The 14,296-nt window shown below is 72.0% G+C and carries 10 protein-coding genes; 4 read left to right on the top strand and 6 right to left on the bottom strand.

Annotation, left to right across the window (positions count from 1 at the left end; genetic code table 11):
* On the bottom strand, positions 1 to 1,017 hold the full coding sequence (locus ABT254_RS25730) for a DUF4097 family beta strand repeat-containing protein (protein ID WP_351474448.1): 1,017 nt from the start codon (positions 1,015 to 1,017) through the stop codon (positions 1 to 3).
* Positions 1,018 to 1,164: 147 nt separating this feature from the next.
* Here ABT254_RS25730 and ABT254_RS25725 point away from each other — a divergent pair, with 147 nt between their 5' ends.
* Entirely contained in the window at positions 1,165 to 1,965 is an 801-nt protein-coding gene (locus ABT254_RS25725; RefSeq protein WP_351474446.1) for a hypothetical protein, read from the top strand.
* A gap of 559 nt (positions 1,966 to 2,524) precedes the next feature.
* Here ABT254_RS25725 and ABT254_RS25720 read toward each other — a convergent pair.
* The 5 genes from ABT254_RS25720 to ABT254_RS25700 form a co-directional block, all read right to left on the bottom strand.
* Positions 2,525 to 2,704: a DUF6104 family protein gene (locus ABT254_RS25720; RefSeq protein WP_003992906.1), complete on the bottom strand. Its 180-nt coding sequence runs from the start codon at positions 2,702 to 2,704 to the stop codon at positions 2,525 to 2,527.
* 86 nt (positions 2,705 to 2,790) lie between these two features.
* Positions 2,791 to 6,603 carry a multifunctional oxoglutarate decarboxylase/oxoglutarate dehydrogenase thiamine pyrophosphate-binding subunit/dihydrolipoyllysine-residue succinyltransferase subunit gene (locus tag ABT254_RS25715; RefSeq protein ID WP_351474443.1) on the bottom strand — a complete coding sequence of 1,271 codons (3,813 nt, stop codon included), beginning with the start codon at positions 6,601 to 6,603 and terminating at the stop codon, positions 2,791 to 2,793.
* Positions 6,604 to 6,894: 291 nt separating this feature from the next.
* Positions 6,895 to 8,001, bottom strand: a complete 1,107-nt coding sequence (locus ABT254_RS25710) for a HAMP domain-containing sensor histidine kinase (protein WP_351474440.1) — start codon at positions 7,999 to 8,001, stop codon at positions 6,895 to 6,897.
* Positions 7,998 to 8,735 carry a response regulator transcription factor gene (locus ABT254_RS25705; RefSeq protein WP_099931261.1) on the bottom strand — a complete coding sequence of 246 codons (738 nt, stop codon included), beginning with the start codon at positions 8,733 to 8,735 and terminating at the stop codon, positions 7,998 to 8,000. Before ABT254_RS25705 ends, ABT254_RS25710 begins: the two co-directional genes overlap by 4 nt.
* A gap of 132 nt (positions 8,736 to 8,867) precedes the next feature.
* Positions 8,868 to 9,545 (bottom strand): spermidine synthase family protein, encoded by a 678-nt coding sequence (locus tag ABT254_RS25700; protein WP_351474437.1) that lies wholly within the window; start codon positions 9,543 to 9,545, stop codon positions 8,868 to 8,870.
* A 249-nt stretch (positions 9,546 to 9,794) separates the two neighbouring features.
* Between ABT254_RS25700 and ABT254_RS25695 the strand changes: the two genes are divergently transcribed.
* The 3 genes from ABT254_RS25695 to ABT254_RS25685 all read left to right on the top strand — a co-directional run bounded on the left by ABT254_RS25695 (position 9,795) and on the right by ABT254_RS25685 (position 14,173).
* A complete protein-coding gene (locus tag ABT254_RS25695; RefSeq protein ID WP_351474435.1) occupies positions 9,795 to 13,301 on the top strand; it encodes an ATP-binding protein in 3,507 nt (1,168 codons plus the stop codon).
* Positions 13,302 to 13,385: 84 nt separating this feature from the next.
* Positions 13,386 to 13,760: a cupin domain-containing protein gene (locus ABT254_RS25690; protein WP_351474432.1), complete on the top strand. Its 375-nt coding sequence runs from the start codon at positions 13,386 to 13,388 to the stop codon at positions 13,758 to 13,760.
* Positions 13,757 to 14,173, top strand: coding sequence for a hypothetical protein (locus ABT254_RS25685; protein ID WP_351474429.1), 417 nt, complete (start codon positions 13,757 to 13,759; stop codon positions 14,171 to 14,173). The genes ABT254_RS25690 and ABT254_RS25685 overlap by 4 nt, the downstream gene beginning before the upstream one ends.
* The last annotated feature ends 123 nt before the right edge of the window (positions 14,174 to 14,296 follow it).

Below are 14,296 nucleotides of genomic sequence, written 5' to 3'. Positions count from 1 at the left end.
TCAGAGCACCTTCTTGTCGGTCGTGCCGTCGGCCGGGGCGTCGGTCGAGTCGTCGTCCTGGCCGGAAACGGAATTGTCCCCCGAGTCTTCGCGCGGTCCCTCCGCCGGGGTGCTCGCCGGGCCGGTCCCCGCGGCCGGCTTCGCACCCGCCGGAGGTGTGTCCTCGACCAGGGGGCCGATGTCCTCGGGCGCCACGTCCCACGGCTCGTCCTCCGCGGGAGGCCGCCGCAGCAGGGCGATCGAGCCCGAGACGGTCGTCGCCTTCAGGCTTCCGCTGCCCGAGCCGAGCCGGCCGGTGATCCTCTTGGCGCCCCACTGACCGCTGACCCGCAGGTCCTCGAAGGCGTTGGACACCGTCCCGCTCGCGGTGTTCGCCTCCACCTCCGCATCCGCCGGGTGGGGGAGCCGGATGGCGATCTCGCCGGAGACGTTGGCCAGGACGATGTTCGTCGGGCGGCTCGCCGGATCGAGGTCGACGATCATCGAGCCGCTCACCGAGTCGGCCTTGACCGAGGAGCCCGCCTCGACCACGGTCAGATCACCGGAGACGGAGTTGAACCGGAGGTCGCCGCGGAGGGCCTGCGCCTCCAGGTTCCCCGAGACGGTGTCGGCGCGCACCGGGCCCGTCAGCCCTACCAGGGTGGTGTCCCCGGTGACCCCCTTCACCTCCGTACGCCCGTCGATCCCCGAGACCACCGCCGCGGCGCCGACCACGCCCACCTCCACGCGCGTGTCGGCGGGGACGGCGAGGGAGACGACGGCGCTGCGGCGCCATCCCTTGCGGTCGAGCCACTTGAGGAAGCCCTTCCAGGGCAGGTCGTCGTACGCGACGGTGAGGGTGCCGCCCTGCTGGCTCACCAGCAGCGGGGGTCCCTCGATCTCGGAGACCTCCAGTCGGGCGGAACCTTCGTCCGTGCCCACCACGTTCACCGTTCCGTTGACGATGCGTACGTGGAGTTCGCTCACGGGCTTGTCGAAGGTGAGTTTCCGCGGCTCACCGACAGACCACTCGGACATGGTGCAGACCTCCCCGTCACAACGCGCCATATCGCGTCTCCTGCAATTCACGATATATCGCGGACGGGGAAAGTCAAGACACTCGTTCTGGTGATCTCCGCGGTCCCGGAAATGACCAAAGAGGGCGTATCGCCCTAGCGTGTGACCATGTCGAACGTCGGTGCCCTGCTCCTGTGCCGGGCGCGGCCCGAGTCCGTCGCCCCCGCCGCCCACCTGCTGCGCGACCCCATGCTGCTCGCCCCGGCGGGCGCCACCTGGAGCGTGCTTCTTCCCGAGGGCCGGCCCTGGCTGGACGGCGGCGAACCCGTCGACCGCGTGCTGACCGGCTGGGCCGCCGCTCTCGCCGTCGGCGCCCCCTGGCCCGTACTCGCCCTGTGGTGGGACGCCGACCGCGCGGGCTTCACCCTCGCGTCGGGCTTCCGACGCCCCGTGGGCTACGTCTGGCTCGCGAACGGCACCCCGGCCGGTGAGGACGAGGCCATGCGCACGTTCGCCGCCCGACTGGGCCTGGACCCGGTGCTCGACGTGCAGGACCTGGACCGGCTCACGAAGCCCGACCCCGGGACCGACGCCCGCGCCCGTCTGCGCGCTCTGATCGCCGTCCTCACGCGCGCGGGAGTCGCACTCCCCGAGGGCATCACCCCGGGCGAATCCACCGACCGCCTCCGCGAGGCCGCGCACGCCCTGCCGGACACCCGCCCCACCGAGTGGCCGGACCGGCGCGAGGCGGAACTCGACGCCATCGGGAGCCGCCACCTGGGCCCGTGGCTGCCGTGGACGGGAACGCCCCGGGCGCGCGCCCTGGCCCTGGCCCAGGTGGCGGCCGGACTCCCGCTCACGGCCTGGGGCCTATGGCGCCGCAGCGGCGGCTGGACCGCGGCCGGGACGCTGCTGCTGGCGCACGGGGCGCTGGGGCTGACGTACGACCTGGTGCGACCGTGGGACTGAGGACGACGCAGCCCCTGGGACCGCGGGCCGCGAAAGCCTTGCGACTGCGGGCGGTGCAGCTCTGGGGCCGGGGCTGCGAAAACTTGGGACTCGGGGGGAAGCGCACGGGAGCCTTGGGACTGTGGGCCGTGCGGCTCTGGGGCCGGGAGCTGCGAAAGGCTCGGGGCTCGGGGACAGCGCACGGGAGCTTTGGGATTGCGGGCCGTGTAGCCCTGGGGCTCGGGCTGCGTGAGCATCGGGGCTCAGGGGCGTGAAGGCCTGGGGCTGAGGCGCACGTGGGCCCTGCGGGTGCGGGCCGGGAAGCCTTGGGATTGCGGCTCGTGCAGCCCTGGGACCGAGCGCTGCGAAGCTCTTGGGACTCAGGGAAGTGAAACCCCGGGGACTGAAGCACACGAGTGCCCTGGGGATTAGGCGCACGGGACTGTGGCGCACCAGTGCCCGGGGGCTGAGGCGCACGGGACTCAAGCGCACGACTGCCCTGGGACTGAAGCGTGCCAGTGCCCCGAGGCCGACAGGCGCGAAAAAGGGGCGCCGCGCGGGCGTCCCGGGAGGTGGGGTCCTACTCGTCGTCCTCGTCGTCCAGTCGTGCCAGCCACGTCGCCAGTCGCTCCACCGGTACCTCGAAGTCCGGGTTGAGGTCGACGAACGTGCGCAGTTGCTCCGCGAGCCACTCGAAGGTGACCTCTTCCTCGCCGCGCCGCTTCTCCAGCTCTTCGATGCCTCGGTCGGTGAAGTACATGGGGTCAAGGATAAGTGGGCCGAAACGGCTGGGCCGCACCCCCGGAAGCGGGAGTGCGGCCCAGCCGCGCATGACCTGTGGAGCGGTTACGCCTCGAACACCTCGCGGACGAGCTGCTCCTGCTCCGCCTGGTGCCGCTTCGCGGAACCGACGGCCGGGGACGAGCTGTGCGGGCGCGAGATGCGGCGCAGGCGCTCGCCGTGCGGGACGTCCGCGCCGACCGCCAGGTCGAGGTGGTCGATCAGGTTGAGGGCGATGAACGGCCAGGCACCCTGGTTCGCCGGCTCCTCCTGGGCCCACAGGTACTTCTCGACGTTCGGGTACTTGGCGATCTCCGCCTGGAGCTCGGCACCCGGCAGCGGGTACAGCCGCTCGACACGGACGATGGCGATGTCCGTGGCGCCGCGCTTGGTGCGCTCGGCCTCCAGGTCGTAGTACAGCTTGCCCGCCACGAAGACGACCTTGCGGACCGCGGCCGGGTCGACCGTGGAGTCGCCGATGACCGGGCGGAACTGACCCGAGGTGAACTCCTCCGTCTTCGACGCGGCGGCCTTCAGGCGCAGCATCGACTTCGGGGTGAAGACCACCAGCGGCTTGTGGTGCGGGTTGTGCACCTGCCACCGCAGGAGGTGGAAGTAGTTCGACGGGAGGGTCGGCATCGCGACCGTCATGTTGTTCTGGGCGCAGAGCTGCAGGAAGCGCTCGACGCGGGCCGAGGAGTGGTCCGGGCCCTGGCCCTCGTAGCCGTGCGGGAGGAGCAGGGTGACGCCGGACGTCTGACCCCACTTCTGCTCCGCCGCCGAGATGTACTCGTCGACCACCGTCTGCGCGCCGTTGACGAAGTCGCCGAACTGCGCCTCCCACATCACGAGCGCGTCCGGGCGGGCCAGCGAGTAGCCGTACTCGAAGCCCATGACCGCGTACTCGGAGAGCAGGGAGTTGTAGACGTTGTAGCGGGCCTGCTCCTCGGCGAGGTACTGGAGCGGGGTGTACTCCTCGCCCGTCTCGCGGTCGATGAGGACCGCGTGGCGCTGGCCGAAGGTGCCGCGCTGGGAGTCCTGGCCCGACAGGCGCACCGGGGTGCCCTCGAGGAGCAGGGAGCCCACGGCGAGCGTCTCGCCCATGCCCCAGTCGATCGTGCCGTCCTCGACCATCGTCGCCCGGCGCTGCAGCTGCGGCAGCAGACGCGGGTGGACGTGGAAGTGGTCGGGGATGTTGACCTGGGACTCGGCGATCCGCTTCACGACCTCCGTGGAGATCGCGGTGTTCACGGCGACCGGGAACTCGGCCTGCGGGTCCGAGGCCGGAGCCGCGGCCGGCTGCGAGACCGCCTCGCGGACCTCCGTGAAGACCTTCTCCAGCTGGCCCTGGTAGTCCTGCAGGGCCTGCTCGGCCTCTTCCAGGGTGATGTCGCCGCGACCGATCAGGGACTCGGTGTAGAGCTTGCGCACCGAGCGCTTCTTGTCGATCAGGTCGTACATCAGCGGCTGGGTGAAGGCCGGGTTGTCCGACTCGTTGTGACCGCGGCGGCGGTAGCAGATGAGGTCGATCACCACGTCCTTGTTGAACGCCTGGCGGAACTCGAAGGCCAGCCGCGCGACGCGGACCACGGCCTCCGGGTCGTCGCCGTTCACGTGGAAGATCGGGGCCTCGATCATCCTCGCCACGTCCGTCGCGTACATCGACGAGCGGGAGGACTCCGGGGCGGCGGTGAAGCCGACCTGGTTGTTGATGACGATGTGGACCGTGCCGCCGGTGCGGTAGCCGCGCAGCTGCGACATGTTCAGGGTCTCGGCCACCACGCCCTGGCCCGCGAAGGCCGCGTCGCCGTGCAGGGCGACCGGAAGGACGGTGAAGTCCGTGCCGCCCTTGTTGATGATGTCCTGCTTGGCGCGGGTGATGCCCTCGATGACCGGGTCGACCGTCTCCAGGTGGGAGGGGTTCGCGGCCAGCGAGACGGTGATCTGCTCGCCGTCCAGGCCGGTGAAGGTGCCCTGGGCGCCCAGGTGGTACTTCACGTCGCCGGAGCCGTGCATCGACTTCGGGTCGAGGTTGCCCTCGAACTCGCGGAAGATCTGCGCGTACGACTTGCCGACGATGTTGGCGAGCACGTTCAGGCGGCCGCGGTGGGCCATGCCGATGACGACCTCGTCCAGGCGGGACTCGGCGGCGGAGTCGATGACCGCGTCGAGCAGCGGGATGACGGACTCGCCGCCCTCCAGGGAGAAGCGCTTCTGGCCGACGTACTTCGTCTGCAGGAAGGTCTCGAAGGCCTCCGCGGCGTTCAGCCGGCGCAGGATGCGCAGCTGCTCCTCGCGCTCCGGCTTGGAGTGCGGGCGCTCCACCCGGTCCTGGATCCACTTGCGCTGCTTGGGGTCCTGGATGTGCATGAACTCGATGCCGGTGGTGCGGCAGTACGAGTCGCGCAGCACACCGAGGATGTCGCGCAGCTTCATCATCGACTTGCCGGCGAAGCCGCCGACGGCGAACTCGCGCTCCAGGTCCCACAGGGTGAGCCCGTGCTCGGTGATGTCCAGGTCGGGGTGCTTGCGCTGGCGGTACTCCAGCGGGTCGGTGTCGGCCATGACGTGGCCGCGGACCCGGTAGGAGTGGATCAGCTCGAAGACCCGGGCGGCCTTGGTGACGTCGTCGTCGTGGCTGGCGTCGATGTCCTTGAGCCAGCGGACCGGCTCGTAGGGGATGCGCAGGGCCTCGAAGATCTCGTCGTAGAAGCCGTTCTCGCCGAGGAGGAGGTTCGCGACGATCCGCAGGAACTCGCCGGAGGCGGCGCCCTGGATGACCCGGTGGTCGTAGGTCGACGTGAGCGTCATGACCTTCGAGATGCCGAGCTTGTTCAGGGTGTCCTGGCTGGTGCCCTGGAACTCCGCCGGGTAGTCCATGGAGCCGACGCCCATGATGACCGACTGGCCGGGCATCAGACGCGGGACCGAGTGGACGGTGCCGAGACCGCCGGGGTTGGTCAGGGAGACCGTGACGCCGGTGAAGTCGTCCATCGTCAGCTTGCCGTCACGGGCGCGGCGGACGATGTCCTCGTAGGCCTGCCAGAACTCGAAGAAGTTCAGCGTCTCGGCCTTCTTGATGCCCGCGACGACCAGCTGGCGGTCGCCGTTGGGCTTCACCAGGTCGATGGCGAGGCCGAAGTTGATGTGCGGCGGCTTGACGAGGGTGGGCTTCCCGTCCTTCTCCGCGTAGTGCCAGTTCATCGACGGCATCGTCTTGATGGCCTGCACCATCGCGTAGCCGATCAGGTGCGTGAAGGAGATCTTCCCGCCCCGGGCGCGCTTGAGGTGGTTGTTGATGACGATGCGGTTGTCGAACAGCAGCTTCACCGGGACCGCGCGCACGGACGTGGCCGTGGGCAGCTCCAGCGAGGCGTTCATGTTCTTCGCGACGGCGGCGGCGGGACCGCGCAGGGTCACCAGCTCGGGGCCGTCGGCGGCCTCGGTCGCGGGCGCGGCCTTGGCGGCGGCGGGCTTCGCCGGAGCCGGGGCGGGGGCCGCGGCGGCCGGCTTCGCGGGGGCGGGCGCCGCAGCGGCGGCCGCGGGCTTCGGGGCCTCGGGGGCCGGCGCGGGAGCGGGCGCCGCGGGGGCGGCCGGGGCCTGCGCCGCCGGAGCGGCGGGCGCCGCGGGTGCCGGAGTGGTGGTCTCTGCGGCCCCCGCGGCCGCAGTACCCGCCGGAGCCGAGGCGGCGGGGGCCCCGGGCTTGTAGTCGGCGAAGAAGTCCCACCAGGCTCGGTCTACCGAATTCGGGTCCTGGAGGTACTGCTGATAGATCTCGTCGACGAGCCACTCGTTGGGGCCGAACGCCGCAGCGGGGTTCTTGCCCGCTTGGTCTGCGTCGGTCGAGATGCTCGAGTTACTGGGGGACTGTGGCGACACGGCGGCAACCGCCCTCTTCCGCTTCACAAGGTGATGGACAGCGGGAATAAAGGCTACGCCCCCAAGACCCAGAAGGTCAGGCCGGGCAGGTTCATCGTCGTGTAAGTCACATCGGAAACCGTGTTTCGGGCCTGGAAATGGCGGGAAACAAACGCGGTTCCGGTACGGAGGGGGGCGGCGGGAAACGCCGACGCGAGCCCTGCACGCTCAGCGCGCAGGGCGGGTGCCTGATCACACGTGTCCGTCCGTGCGGACCCCGGTGGATCTTGAGGCTCCGGTTCGGACTTTACGTCAACTTTGAACGGATGTCTCTCCCGGGAGGGTGACGAGAATCCGGCAGCCCCGCTCGGATTCGGCCACTCCGATCCCGCCACCGTGCAGGTCGACGGCCCAGCGGGCGATCGCGAGGCCCAGCCCCGTACCGCCGTCGCCGCCCTGTCCGTTGGAGGCGCCCGCGCCTCCGCGGTTGAACCTCTCGAAGACCCGGTGCCACTCCGAGCGCGGAATGCCGGGGCCCTCGTCCAGCACCTCCAGCTCCAGCGACTCCGGCTGCGTCCCGCGCCGCGCCTTCACGGTCACACGGCCGTGCGGCGGGCTGTGCTTGACCGCGTTGTCGATGAGATTTGCCACTACCTGGTGGATCCGCTCGGGGTCCGCGTGCGCCGTCAGCTCCGGCGGGGACACGTCGAGGTGCAGATGGACGTCCGTACGGGTGTGGCTGCCGGAGCCGGAGGCGATGCCCGCGCGCGCGGGCACGGCCATGTTGGCCTCCTTCAGCACGCCCGAGAGGTACGGCCAGACCTCGAAGCGCCGCCGGCGCAGCGGTACGACGCCGTTGTCCAGCCGGGACAGGTCCAGCAGCGTCTCCACCAGCCGGCCGAGCCGCTCGGTCTGCTTCAGGGCCGTACGCATGGTCTCCGGGTCGGCCGGGGAGACACCGTCGACGATGTTCTCCAGCACCGCCCTCAGACCCGCGATGGGTGTGCGCAGCTCGTGCGAGACGTTCGCCACCAGCTCCTTGCGCTGGCGGTCCTGGGCCTCCAGGTCGTCGGCCATGCGGTTGATCGTCTGCGCCAGGTCGCCGAGTTCGTCACGGCGGTTCTCGCGCACCCTGCGGGTGTAGTCACCGTGCGAGATGGCCTTGGCCACCGCGTTCATGTCGTCCAGTGGCGCGGTGAGCGAATGCGCCACGAACTGCGTAATGAGCAGTGTGGCGATCATCGAGAAGACCGTGATGAAGCGCAGCTCGGTCGCCGTGCGCATCGCGATCATCATCAGCCCGGTGGTGATCAGGACCGCGATGACGACGAGGGCGCCCAGCTTGGTCTTGATCGAGAACGGGCTCACGCCGCCCCAGGGCTCCCCGGGGCTTCTCCGGCCGGCCGGATCGCCGCTCATGGCGTCGGGGTCTCCAGCGCGTAGCCCACGCCGTGCACCGTGCGGATCCGCTCGGCGCCGATCTTCCGGCGCAGCGCCTTGATGTGGCTGTCGACCGTACGGGTGCCGGAGGCGTCCGCCCAGTCCCACACCTCGGCCAGCAGCTGCTCACGGGAGAGCACCGCGCGCGGCGTGTTCGCGAGGCACACCAGCAGGTCGAACTCGGTGGGCGTCAGATGCACGTCCTCGGAGTGCACACGCACCCGCCGCTGGGCGTGGTCGATCTCCAGCTCGCCCAGGCGCAGGATGCCGCTTCTGGGCGTCGTGGCGGCCAGCGCGGCCCGCTCCACCCGGCGCAGCAGCACATGCACGCGTGCGGCCAGCTCCCGCATGGAGAAGGGCTTGGTCATGTAGTCGTCGGCGCCGACGCCGAGCCCGACCAGCATGTCGGTCTCGTCGTCGCGCGCGGTCAGCATCAGCACCGGCACCGGGCGCTGGGCCTGCACACGGCGGCAGACCTCCAGGCCGTCGAAGCCGGGCAGCATGATGTCGAGGATCAGCAGGTCGGGCTGCCAGGCCTCGGCGGTGTCGACGGCCGCCGGGCCGTCGCCCGCGGTCTGCACGAGGAAACCCTCTGCGCGCAGGCGGGCCGCGATGGCGTCGACGATGGTCGCGTCGTCCTCGACCACCAGGACCCTGCGCTGCGCGCCCGGGGTCGCCGTCGTGCCGTTGTGGGATGTGTGGGTCTGCTCCATCGCCCGCCCCTGAGTTGCTTTCCGGAATCCGTGGGGTGATCCGTTACCTGGCTCATGCCTGCGCATGCTTGCGATTGACGCTTGAATGATCTGCGCCAGAGAAGCAGAGTACGGGGAGTCACCGTCCCACGGCTATCCAGGTCGGACGGCGATGTGCACAACGTCGGGAACGCCACGGGCAACCGGGATCTCTTCGGTACGCACCTGTTGGAACCCGGCATTCCGCAAGGTTTCTTCGAAATCCGGAGAGGGCTGCGCGGACCACACCACCAGCACTCCGCCCGGCTTCAACACCCTTGCGCAGCTTGTCAGTCCGACGGGTGAGTAGAGATCGTCGTTGCCCTCGGTGACGGTCCAGTCGGGGCCGTTGTCGATGTCCAGGCACAGGGCGTCATAAGTGGCGGATGTCTCATGGACGTACTCGATCAGATCGGCCTCCACGATCCGCGTACGCGGATCGGCGACGGCCCGGGCCGACAGGGCGGCGAGGGGGCCGTTCAGGTGCCAGTCGATGATCGCGCGCTCGCGCTCCACGACCGTGATCGCGCCCCAGCGGGGGTCGGCCGCCGCGTGTGCGAGCGAGAAGCCGACACCGAGGCCTCCGATCAGCACGTCCGGCGCCCCGCGGGGGCCCAGGGCGTCGAGTGCGGCGTCCACGAGGAGCCGCTCCGAGCGGCCGTCCGAGGTGTCCATCAGAAAGCAGCCGTTGGCGATGATCTGCAGCAACTCGCCGTGCCGGCGGAGCACGACCTCGCCGTACGGGCCCTCGCGACGGTCCAGGACCACAGGGGTGTCGTAGGTGGCGGTCATGGCCCCATCCTGCATGAACTCGGGTTCACAGCCAGGGGAATTACCGGGGGCGCCGCGGGGTGTCGCGCGCCTCGCGCCCGCTGCGGGGCGGGCCTACGCTCGAAGCAGAGCGCTCCGCGTCGGGGCGTGGATCGTCCGCGGGTTAGTTGTGGCTGGTGGTGCCCCGCGGCGGAGCCGCTGAGGTCACGGCCCCGCGCGTCTTCGGGGCGCCGGTGAAGCCGAGGCCTGCGAGAAGTGCGGGGTGGCTGCATGGCCGCGAATTACCCGTTCGTGGGACGCGAGGACGTGCTCGGTGAGCTTCGGGGGGCCTTGGAGCGCGCCGCGTCCGGCCGGGGAGGGCTCGTCACCCTCACCGGGCCCGCCGGTGCGGGCAAGACCCGTACCGCGGAGGAGGTCACGGCGCACGCCGGTGCCTTTCGCGTCCTGTGGACCTGGTGTCCGCCGGAGACCGCCGGGCGGGCCTTTCGGCCATGGTCGCGGCTGCTGCGGGAGCTGGTCGCGGAGGATGTGGCCTGTGGGCGGCTGGTGGCCGCGTCGCCGCCGCTGCGGGCGCTGGTCTCGGCCGCGGCGGGCGGCGCCCTGCGCGGTGCCGACCCGGAGACCGCACGGCTGCGGCTGGCGGGCGATGTCTCCGAACTCCTGGCCACCGCCGCGCGCCGCCGCCCGCTGCTCCTGATCCTGGACGACGTGCACGCCGCCGACGCCTCCTCGCTGCGGCTGCTGCTGGAGACCGCGGACGCGGCCCGCAGCTGCCCGGTCCTGCTGCTGGCGACGGCTCGGGACGAGGACGCGGCCTGGGGGGACGACGGATGGGCCCGGGCTCAACTGCTGCGGCGGGGGCGGGCGTTGGGGCTCGGCCCGTTGCAGGAGCGGGACGTGGCGGTGTTGGTCGAGGCGGTGACGGGGGCCGCACCGGAGGCGGATGCGCTGCGTGCGCTGGTACGGCGGACGGGCGGGGACGCGTTCTTCGTCACCGAGCTGCTGCGGGCCGGGAGTTGGGGCGCCGCGCCGCCCGGGGACGGGGGCGGCCCCGGTGTCCCCTCGGTCGCCGTCCGGGCCGCCGTACGGGACCGGATGGACGACCTGACCCCGCGCGCCGCGCGCGTGCTGGAGGTGGCGGCCGTCCTCGGCACCCGGTTCCGGCTCGATGTGCTCGCCGAGGCCGCGGAGGTGCCGCTGGGCGAACTGCGCACGCTGCTGGGGGAGGCCGCCGGGGCCGGGCTGCTGGGCGAGGCCGGGGCCGACCGGGGCGCCTTCCGGCACGACCTGCTCCGGGACGCGGTCCACGACACCCTCGCCCCGGCCGAACGCGCCGACCTCCACCGGACGGCCGCCGAGGTCCTCGCCGGCTACGCCCGCCGCGGCCGCGACACCGGCCCGGCGGAAGTGGCCCACCACCTGCTCCTCTCCGGCCCCGAACAGGCGGTGGAAGCCGCGAGATACGCCCACGAGGCAGCGACCCGCGCGGAGGCCCTGTTCGCGTTCGAGGATGCGGCCCGGTGGTACGAGCGGGCGGTGGAGCTGTGGGACGGGGGTGCTGTCGGGGCCGGTGGCGGTGGCACGGGGGCCGTGGCTCTAGGTGGTGGCAGCGCGACGGCGAGGCCTTCGGGCGTTCGTGTCGAAGGGGTCGGGGCGGATGGCCGTGGGGGCGGTCGCGGGTCTGGCGGGGGTGCTGTCGGGACCGGTGGTGGTGGCAGGGGGGCCATGGCTCTAGGTGGCGGCAGCGCGACGGCGAGGCCTACGGGCGTTCGTGTCGAGGGGGTCGGGGCGGATGGCGGTGGGAGCGGTCATGGGGCCGGGCGTGGTGCTGACGAGGAGCACGGCTCCGGGCGTGGTGCCGACGAGGAGCGCGGTTCCGGGCAGGGGTATCGCGTCGAACTCGTGGAGGCTCTTCTCGGGCTTGGCTCCGCGCTGCTCGGGGCCGGGGAGCGGGAGGCCGCGCGGGCCGCGCTGCTCAGGGCCGCCGGGTTGGCGCGGGAGGCCGGGCGGGCCGATCTGCTGGCCAGGGCCGCGCTGGGGCTCGGGACCGGGCCCGTCGGGTTCGAGGTCGACCTCGAGGACCGTGAGCAGCTCGACCTGCTGACCGAGGCCCGCGCCGCGCTCGCCGCCGAGCCCGCGCTCCCCCACTCTCGGCTCCGCTCGAGCGGGGGGACCCCCATGGCCCTGCGCGCCGCCGTCACCGCACGGCTCTCGCTCGCCGCCGGGCTGGTGGAACCGGAGAAGCACCGCATAGCCCTCGCCGAGGAGGCCGTCCACACCGCACGGGAGGCCGGTGATCCGGCGGCCCTCGGCCCGGCCCTGGCCGCGCTGTGCGACGCCCGGCCCGGCCCCGACCACTGCCGCGACCGGCTCGACTGGTCCACGCGGATCGTGACCACCGCCCGCGACCTGCGCGACCCCGTGCTCGAACTCCTCGGCCGGAGGCTGCGGTTGGTCGCGCTGATGGAGACCGGCGACTTCGCCGGGGCCGACGCGGAGGCGGGGGCGTACGAGACCGCCGTACGACCGCTGCGGCGGCCCCTGTACGCCTGGTACGTGCCCCTGTGGCACGGGACGCGGGCCCTGATGGAGGGCCGGTACGAGGACTGCGCCGCCGCGCTCGACGAGGTCGAGGACCTGGGCCGCAGGGCCGGCAGCGCCAACGCCGCCATGCTCGCCGTCACCCAGCGCTGGTGCCTGTACGCAGAGACCGGCGACGCGGCCGGCCTGGAGCGGGTGCGGGCGGAGGCGACCATGCTGGAACGCTCCCCGATGCTCTGGCCCCGCGTCAGCCTCGCACTCGTGGCGGCGCAGTTCGGACGGTTCGACGAAGCCGCGCGCCGCCTTTCGGCCGTCGCACCCCGGCTCGGCGGTGCGCCCCGGGACAGCGAGTGGCTGCCGATGCTGGCGCAGGCGGCGGAGACGGTCGCCGCAGTGGGCTCCCACCCCTGCGCGCCCGCCCTCTACGACCTCCTCGCCCCGTACGCCGGCCTGTTCGCGGTGGAAGGCATCGGTGCGGCGGTACGCGGCCCGGTCGACCGCCATCTGGCGCTGCTGGCAGCGGCCATGGGCGATGCGGACCGCGCCCGCGAGCACCGCGAGAGGGCACTGCGGGCGGCCACGGCGGCGGGCGCGGTCGCACTGACGGAACGCATAGCGGGTGAGACGAACGGCAGGCGGCGGGACAGCGGGGCGCAGGCCGACACCCCGTCCGACACGCCCGGCTCCGCCCTCTTCCGGCGCGAGGGCCCCCTCTGGCACCTCCGCTACGCCGGTCACGCCGTACGTCTCCCCGACAGCAAGGGGCTGAACGACATCGCCGTCCTGCTCGCGCGCCCCGGCACGCCCGTGCCCGCGGTCGAGCTGGCGGCACCGGCCGGCAGGGGGGAGCACGTCGAGGGCCTGCATCCGCAGGGCGACACCGGCGAGGTCGTCGACGCCACCGCACGGGCCGCATACCGGCGCAGGCTGCGGGAGCTGGAGGAGGAGGCCCGGGACGCCGACGAGGCCGGCGACGCCGGGCGTTCGGAGCGGATCGCCGTCGAGCGGGACGCCCTGGTCGGGCAGCTCGCGGCCGCGTACGGCATCGGGGGCCGGGTCCGCCGTACCGGATCGGACGCCGAGCGCGCCCGCACCACCGTCACCGCCCGCATCCGGGCCGCCGTACGGCGGATCGCCGCCGCCCACCCCGAACTCGGCCGGCACCTCGAAACCGCCCTGCACACCGGCACCCTCTGCGTCTACCAGCCGGAACACACGCCCGAGTGGCGGCTGTGAGGCCCCGCCCCACACCGTGCCGTCCGATCTCACGCCCCCTGGGTGAAGCACCCGAACCGGCACACTCAGGGAAGGCAGGACACCATGCCACGCACCGCCAAGGCCGAGGCCGAACTCAAGGTCGACGAGCCCGTCATCGAGGGGCGCTACGCCCAGCTCGGCCCGTACACCGTCGCGTACGAGTCGATGAAGCAGGACATGGACCCCGCCCCGCTCTTCCGGGGCCTGCCCGAGGACCGCTGCCAGTGCCCGCACTGGGGCCAGGTCGTCTCCGGCAAGGTCGTGTTCCGGTACGCCGACCACGACGAGGTCTTCCACGCCGGCGACGCCTACTACGGCGCCCCCGGCCATCTTCCCCTGATCTTCGCCGGCACCGAGATCGTCGAGTTCAGCCCCACCGCGGAACTGAACCGCACGATGGAGGTCGTCGGCCGCAACCTCGCGGGAGCGCAGTCATGACCACCGGCACCGGCACCCGCGTGAAGGAACTCGCCGATCTCTTCGTCCGGTTCCTGGAGACCAACACGGCCCCGGACGGGCTGTTCACGGACGACGTCTTCCTCGACTTCACCGTTCCCCAGTGGCGCCTGCAGGCCGCCGGCCGCGAGGAAGTCGTCGCCGCCCGCCGCCGCAGTCACCCCTTCCTCGGCACCGTGCCGCGCCACCGCGTCGACGCCACGCCGACCGGACTCGTCCTCGAGTTCGAGGAGCAGTGGGAGGACGGGCACGGCGGCACCTGGTACTGCAGGGAGCTGATGCGCGCCGACGTCCGCGACGGCGCCATCAGCGAGGCGTCCGTCTACTGCACCGGCGACTGGGACCCGGCGACACAGGCCGCGCACGCGAGGGAGGTCCACCTGCTGAGGCCGTGAACAAGCCCGGAACGGGAAGCGGGGGTTGCCCTCTGACGCAGGAAAAGCATGAGAGGTTGCTGTGAATCGCCTCTCGCGTGGCGTCGGTCACAGACAGGGACCCCTGTGGTTGCGAAGGGTGGG

The organism is Streptomyces sp. NPDC001137, assembly GCF_040298885.1.
Taxonomy (GTDB): domain Bacteria; phylum Actinomycetota; class Actinomycetes; order Streptomycetales; family Streptomycetaceae; genus Streptomyces.
The sequence above is the reverse complement of the archived record's forward strand: the minus strand, read 5'-3'. Positions and strand labels throughout refer to the sequence as shown.

Bases quoted from the DNA above. Each gene is read 5' to 3' on its own strand.
- ABT254_RS25690 (WP_351474432.1), top strand. From the start codon at position 13,386: ATGCCACGCACCGCCAAGGCCGAGGCCGAACTCAAGGTCGACGAGCCC.
- ABT254_RS25725 (WP_351474446.1), top strand. From the start codon at position 1,165: ATGTCGAACGTCGGTGCCCTGCTCCTGTGCCGGGCGCGGCCCGAGTCC.
- ABT254_RS25695 (WP_351474435.1), top strand. From the start codon at position 9,795: ATGGCCGCGAATTACCCGTTCGTGGGACGCGAGGACGTGCTCGGTGAG.
- ABT254_RS25705 (WP_099931261.1), bottom strand. From the start codon at position 8,735: ATGGAGCAGACCCACACATCCCACAACGGCACGACGGCGACCCCGGGC.
- ABT254_RS25720 (WP_003992906.1), bottom strand. From the start codon at position 2,704: ATGTACTTCACCGACCGAGGCATCGAAGAGCTGGAGAAGCGGCGCGGC.
- ABT254_RS25730 (WP_351474448.1), bottom strand. From the start codon at position 1,017: ATGTCCGAGTGGTCTGTCGGTGAGCCGCGGAAACTCACCTTCGACAAG.
- ABT254_RS25700 (WP_351474437.1), bottom strand. From the start codon at position 9,545: ATGACCGCCACCTACGACACCCCTGTGGTCCTGGACCGTCGCGAGGGC.
- ABT254_RS25685 (WP_351474429.1), top strand. From the start codon at position 13,757: ATGACCACCGGCACCGGCACCCGCGTGAAGGAACTCGCCGATCTCTTC.
- ABT254_RS25710 (WP_351474440.1), bottom strand. From the start codon at position 8,001: ATGAGCGGCGATCCGGCCGGCCGGAGAAGCCCCGGGGAGCCCTGGGGC.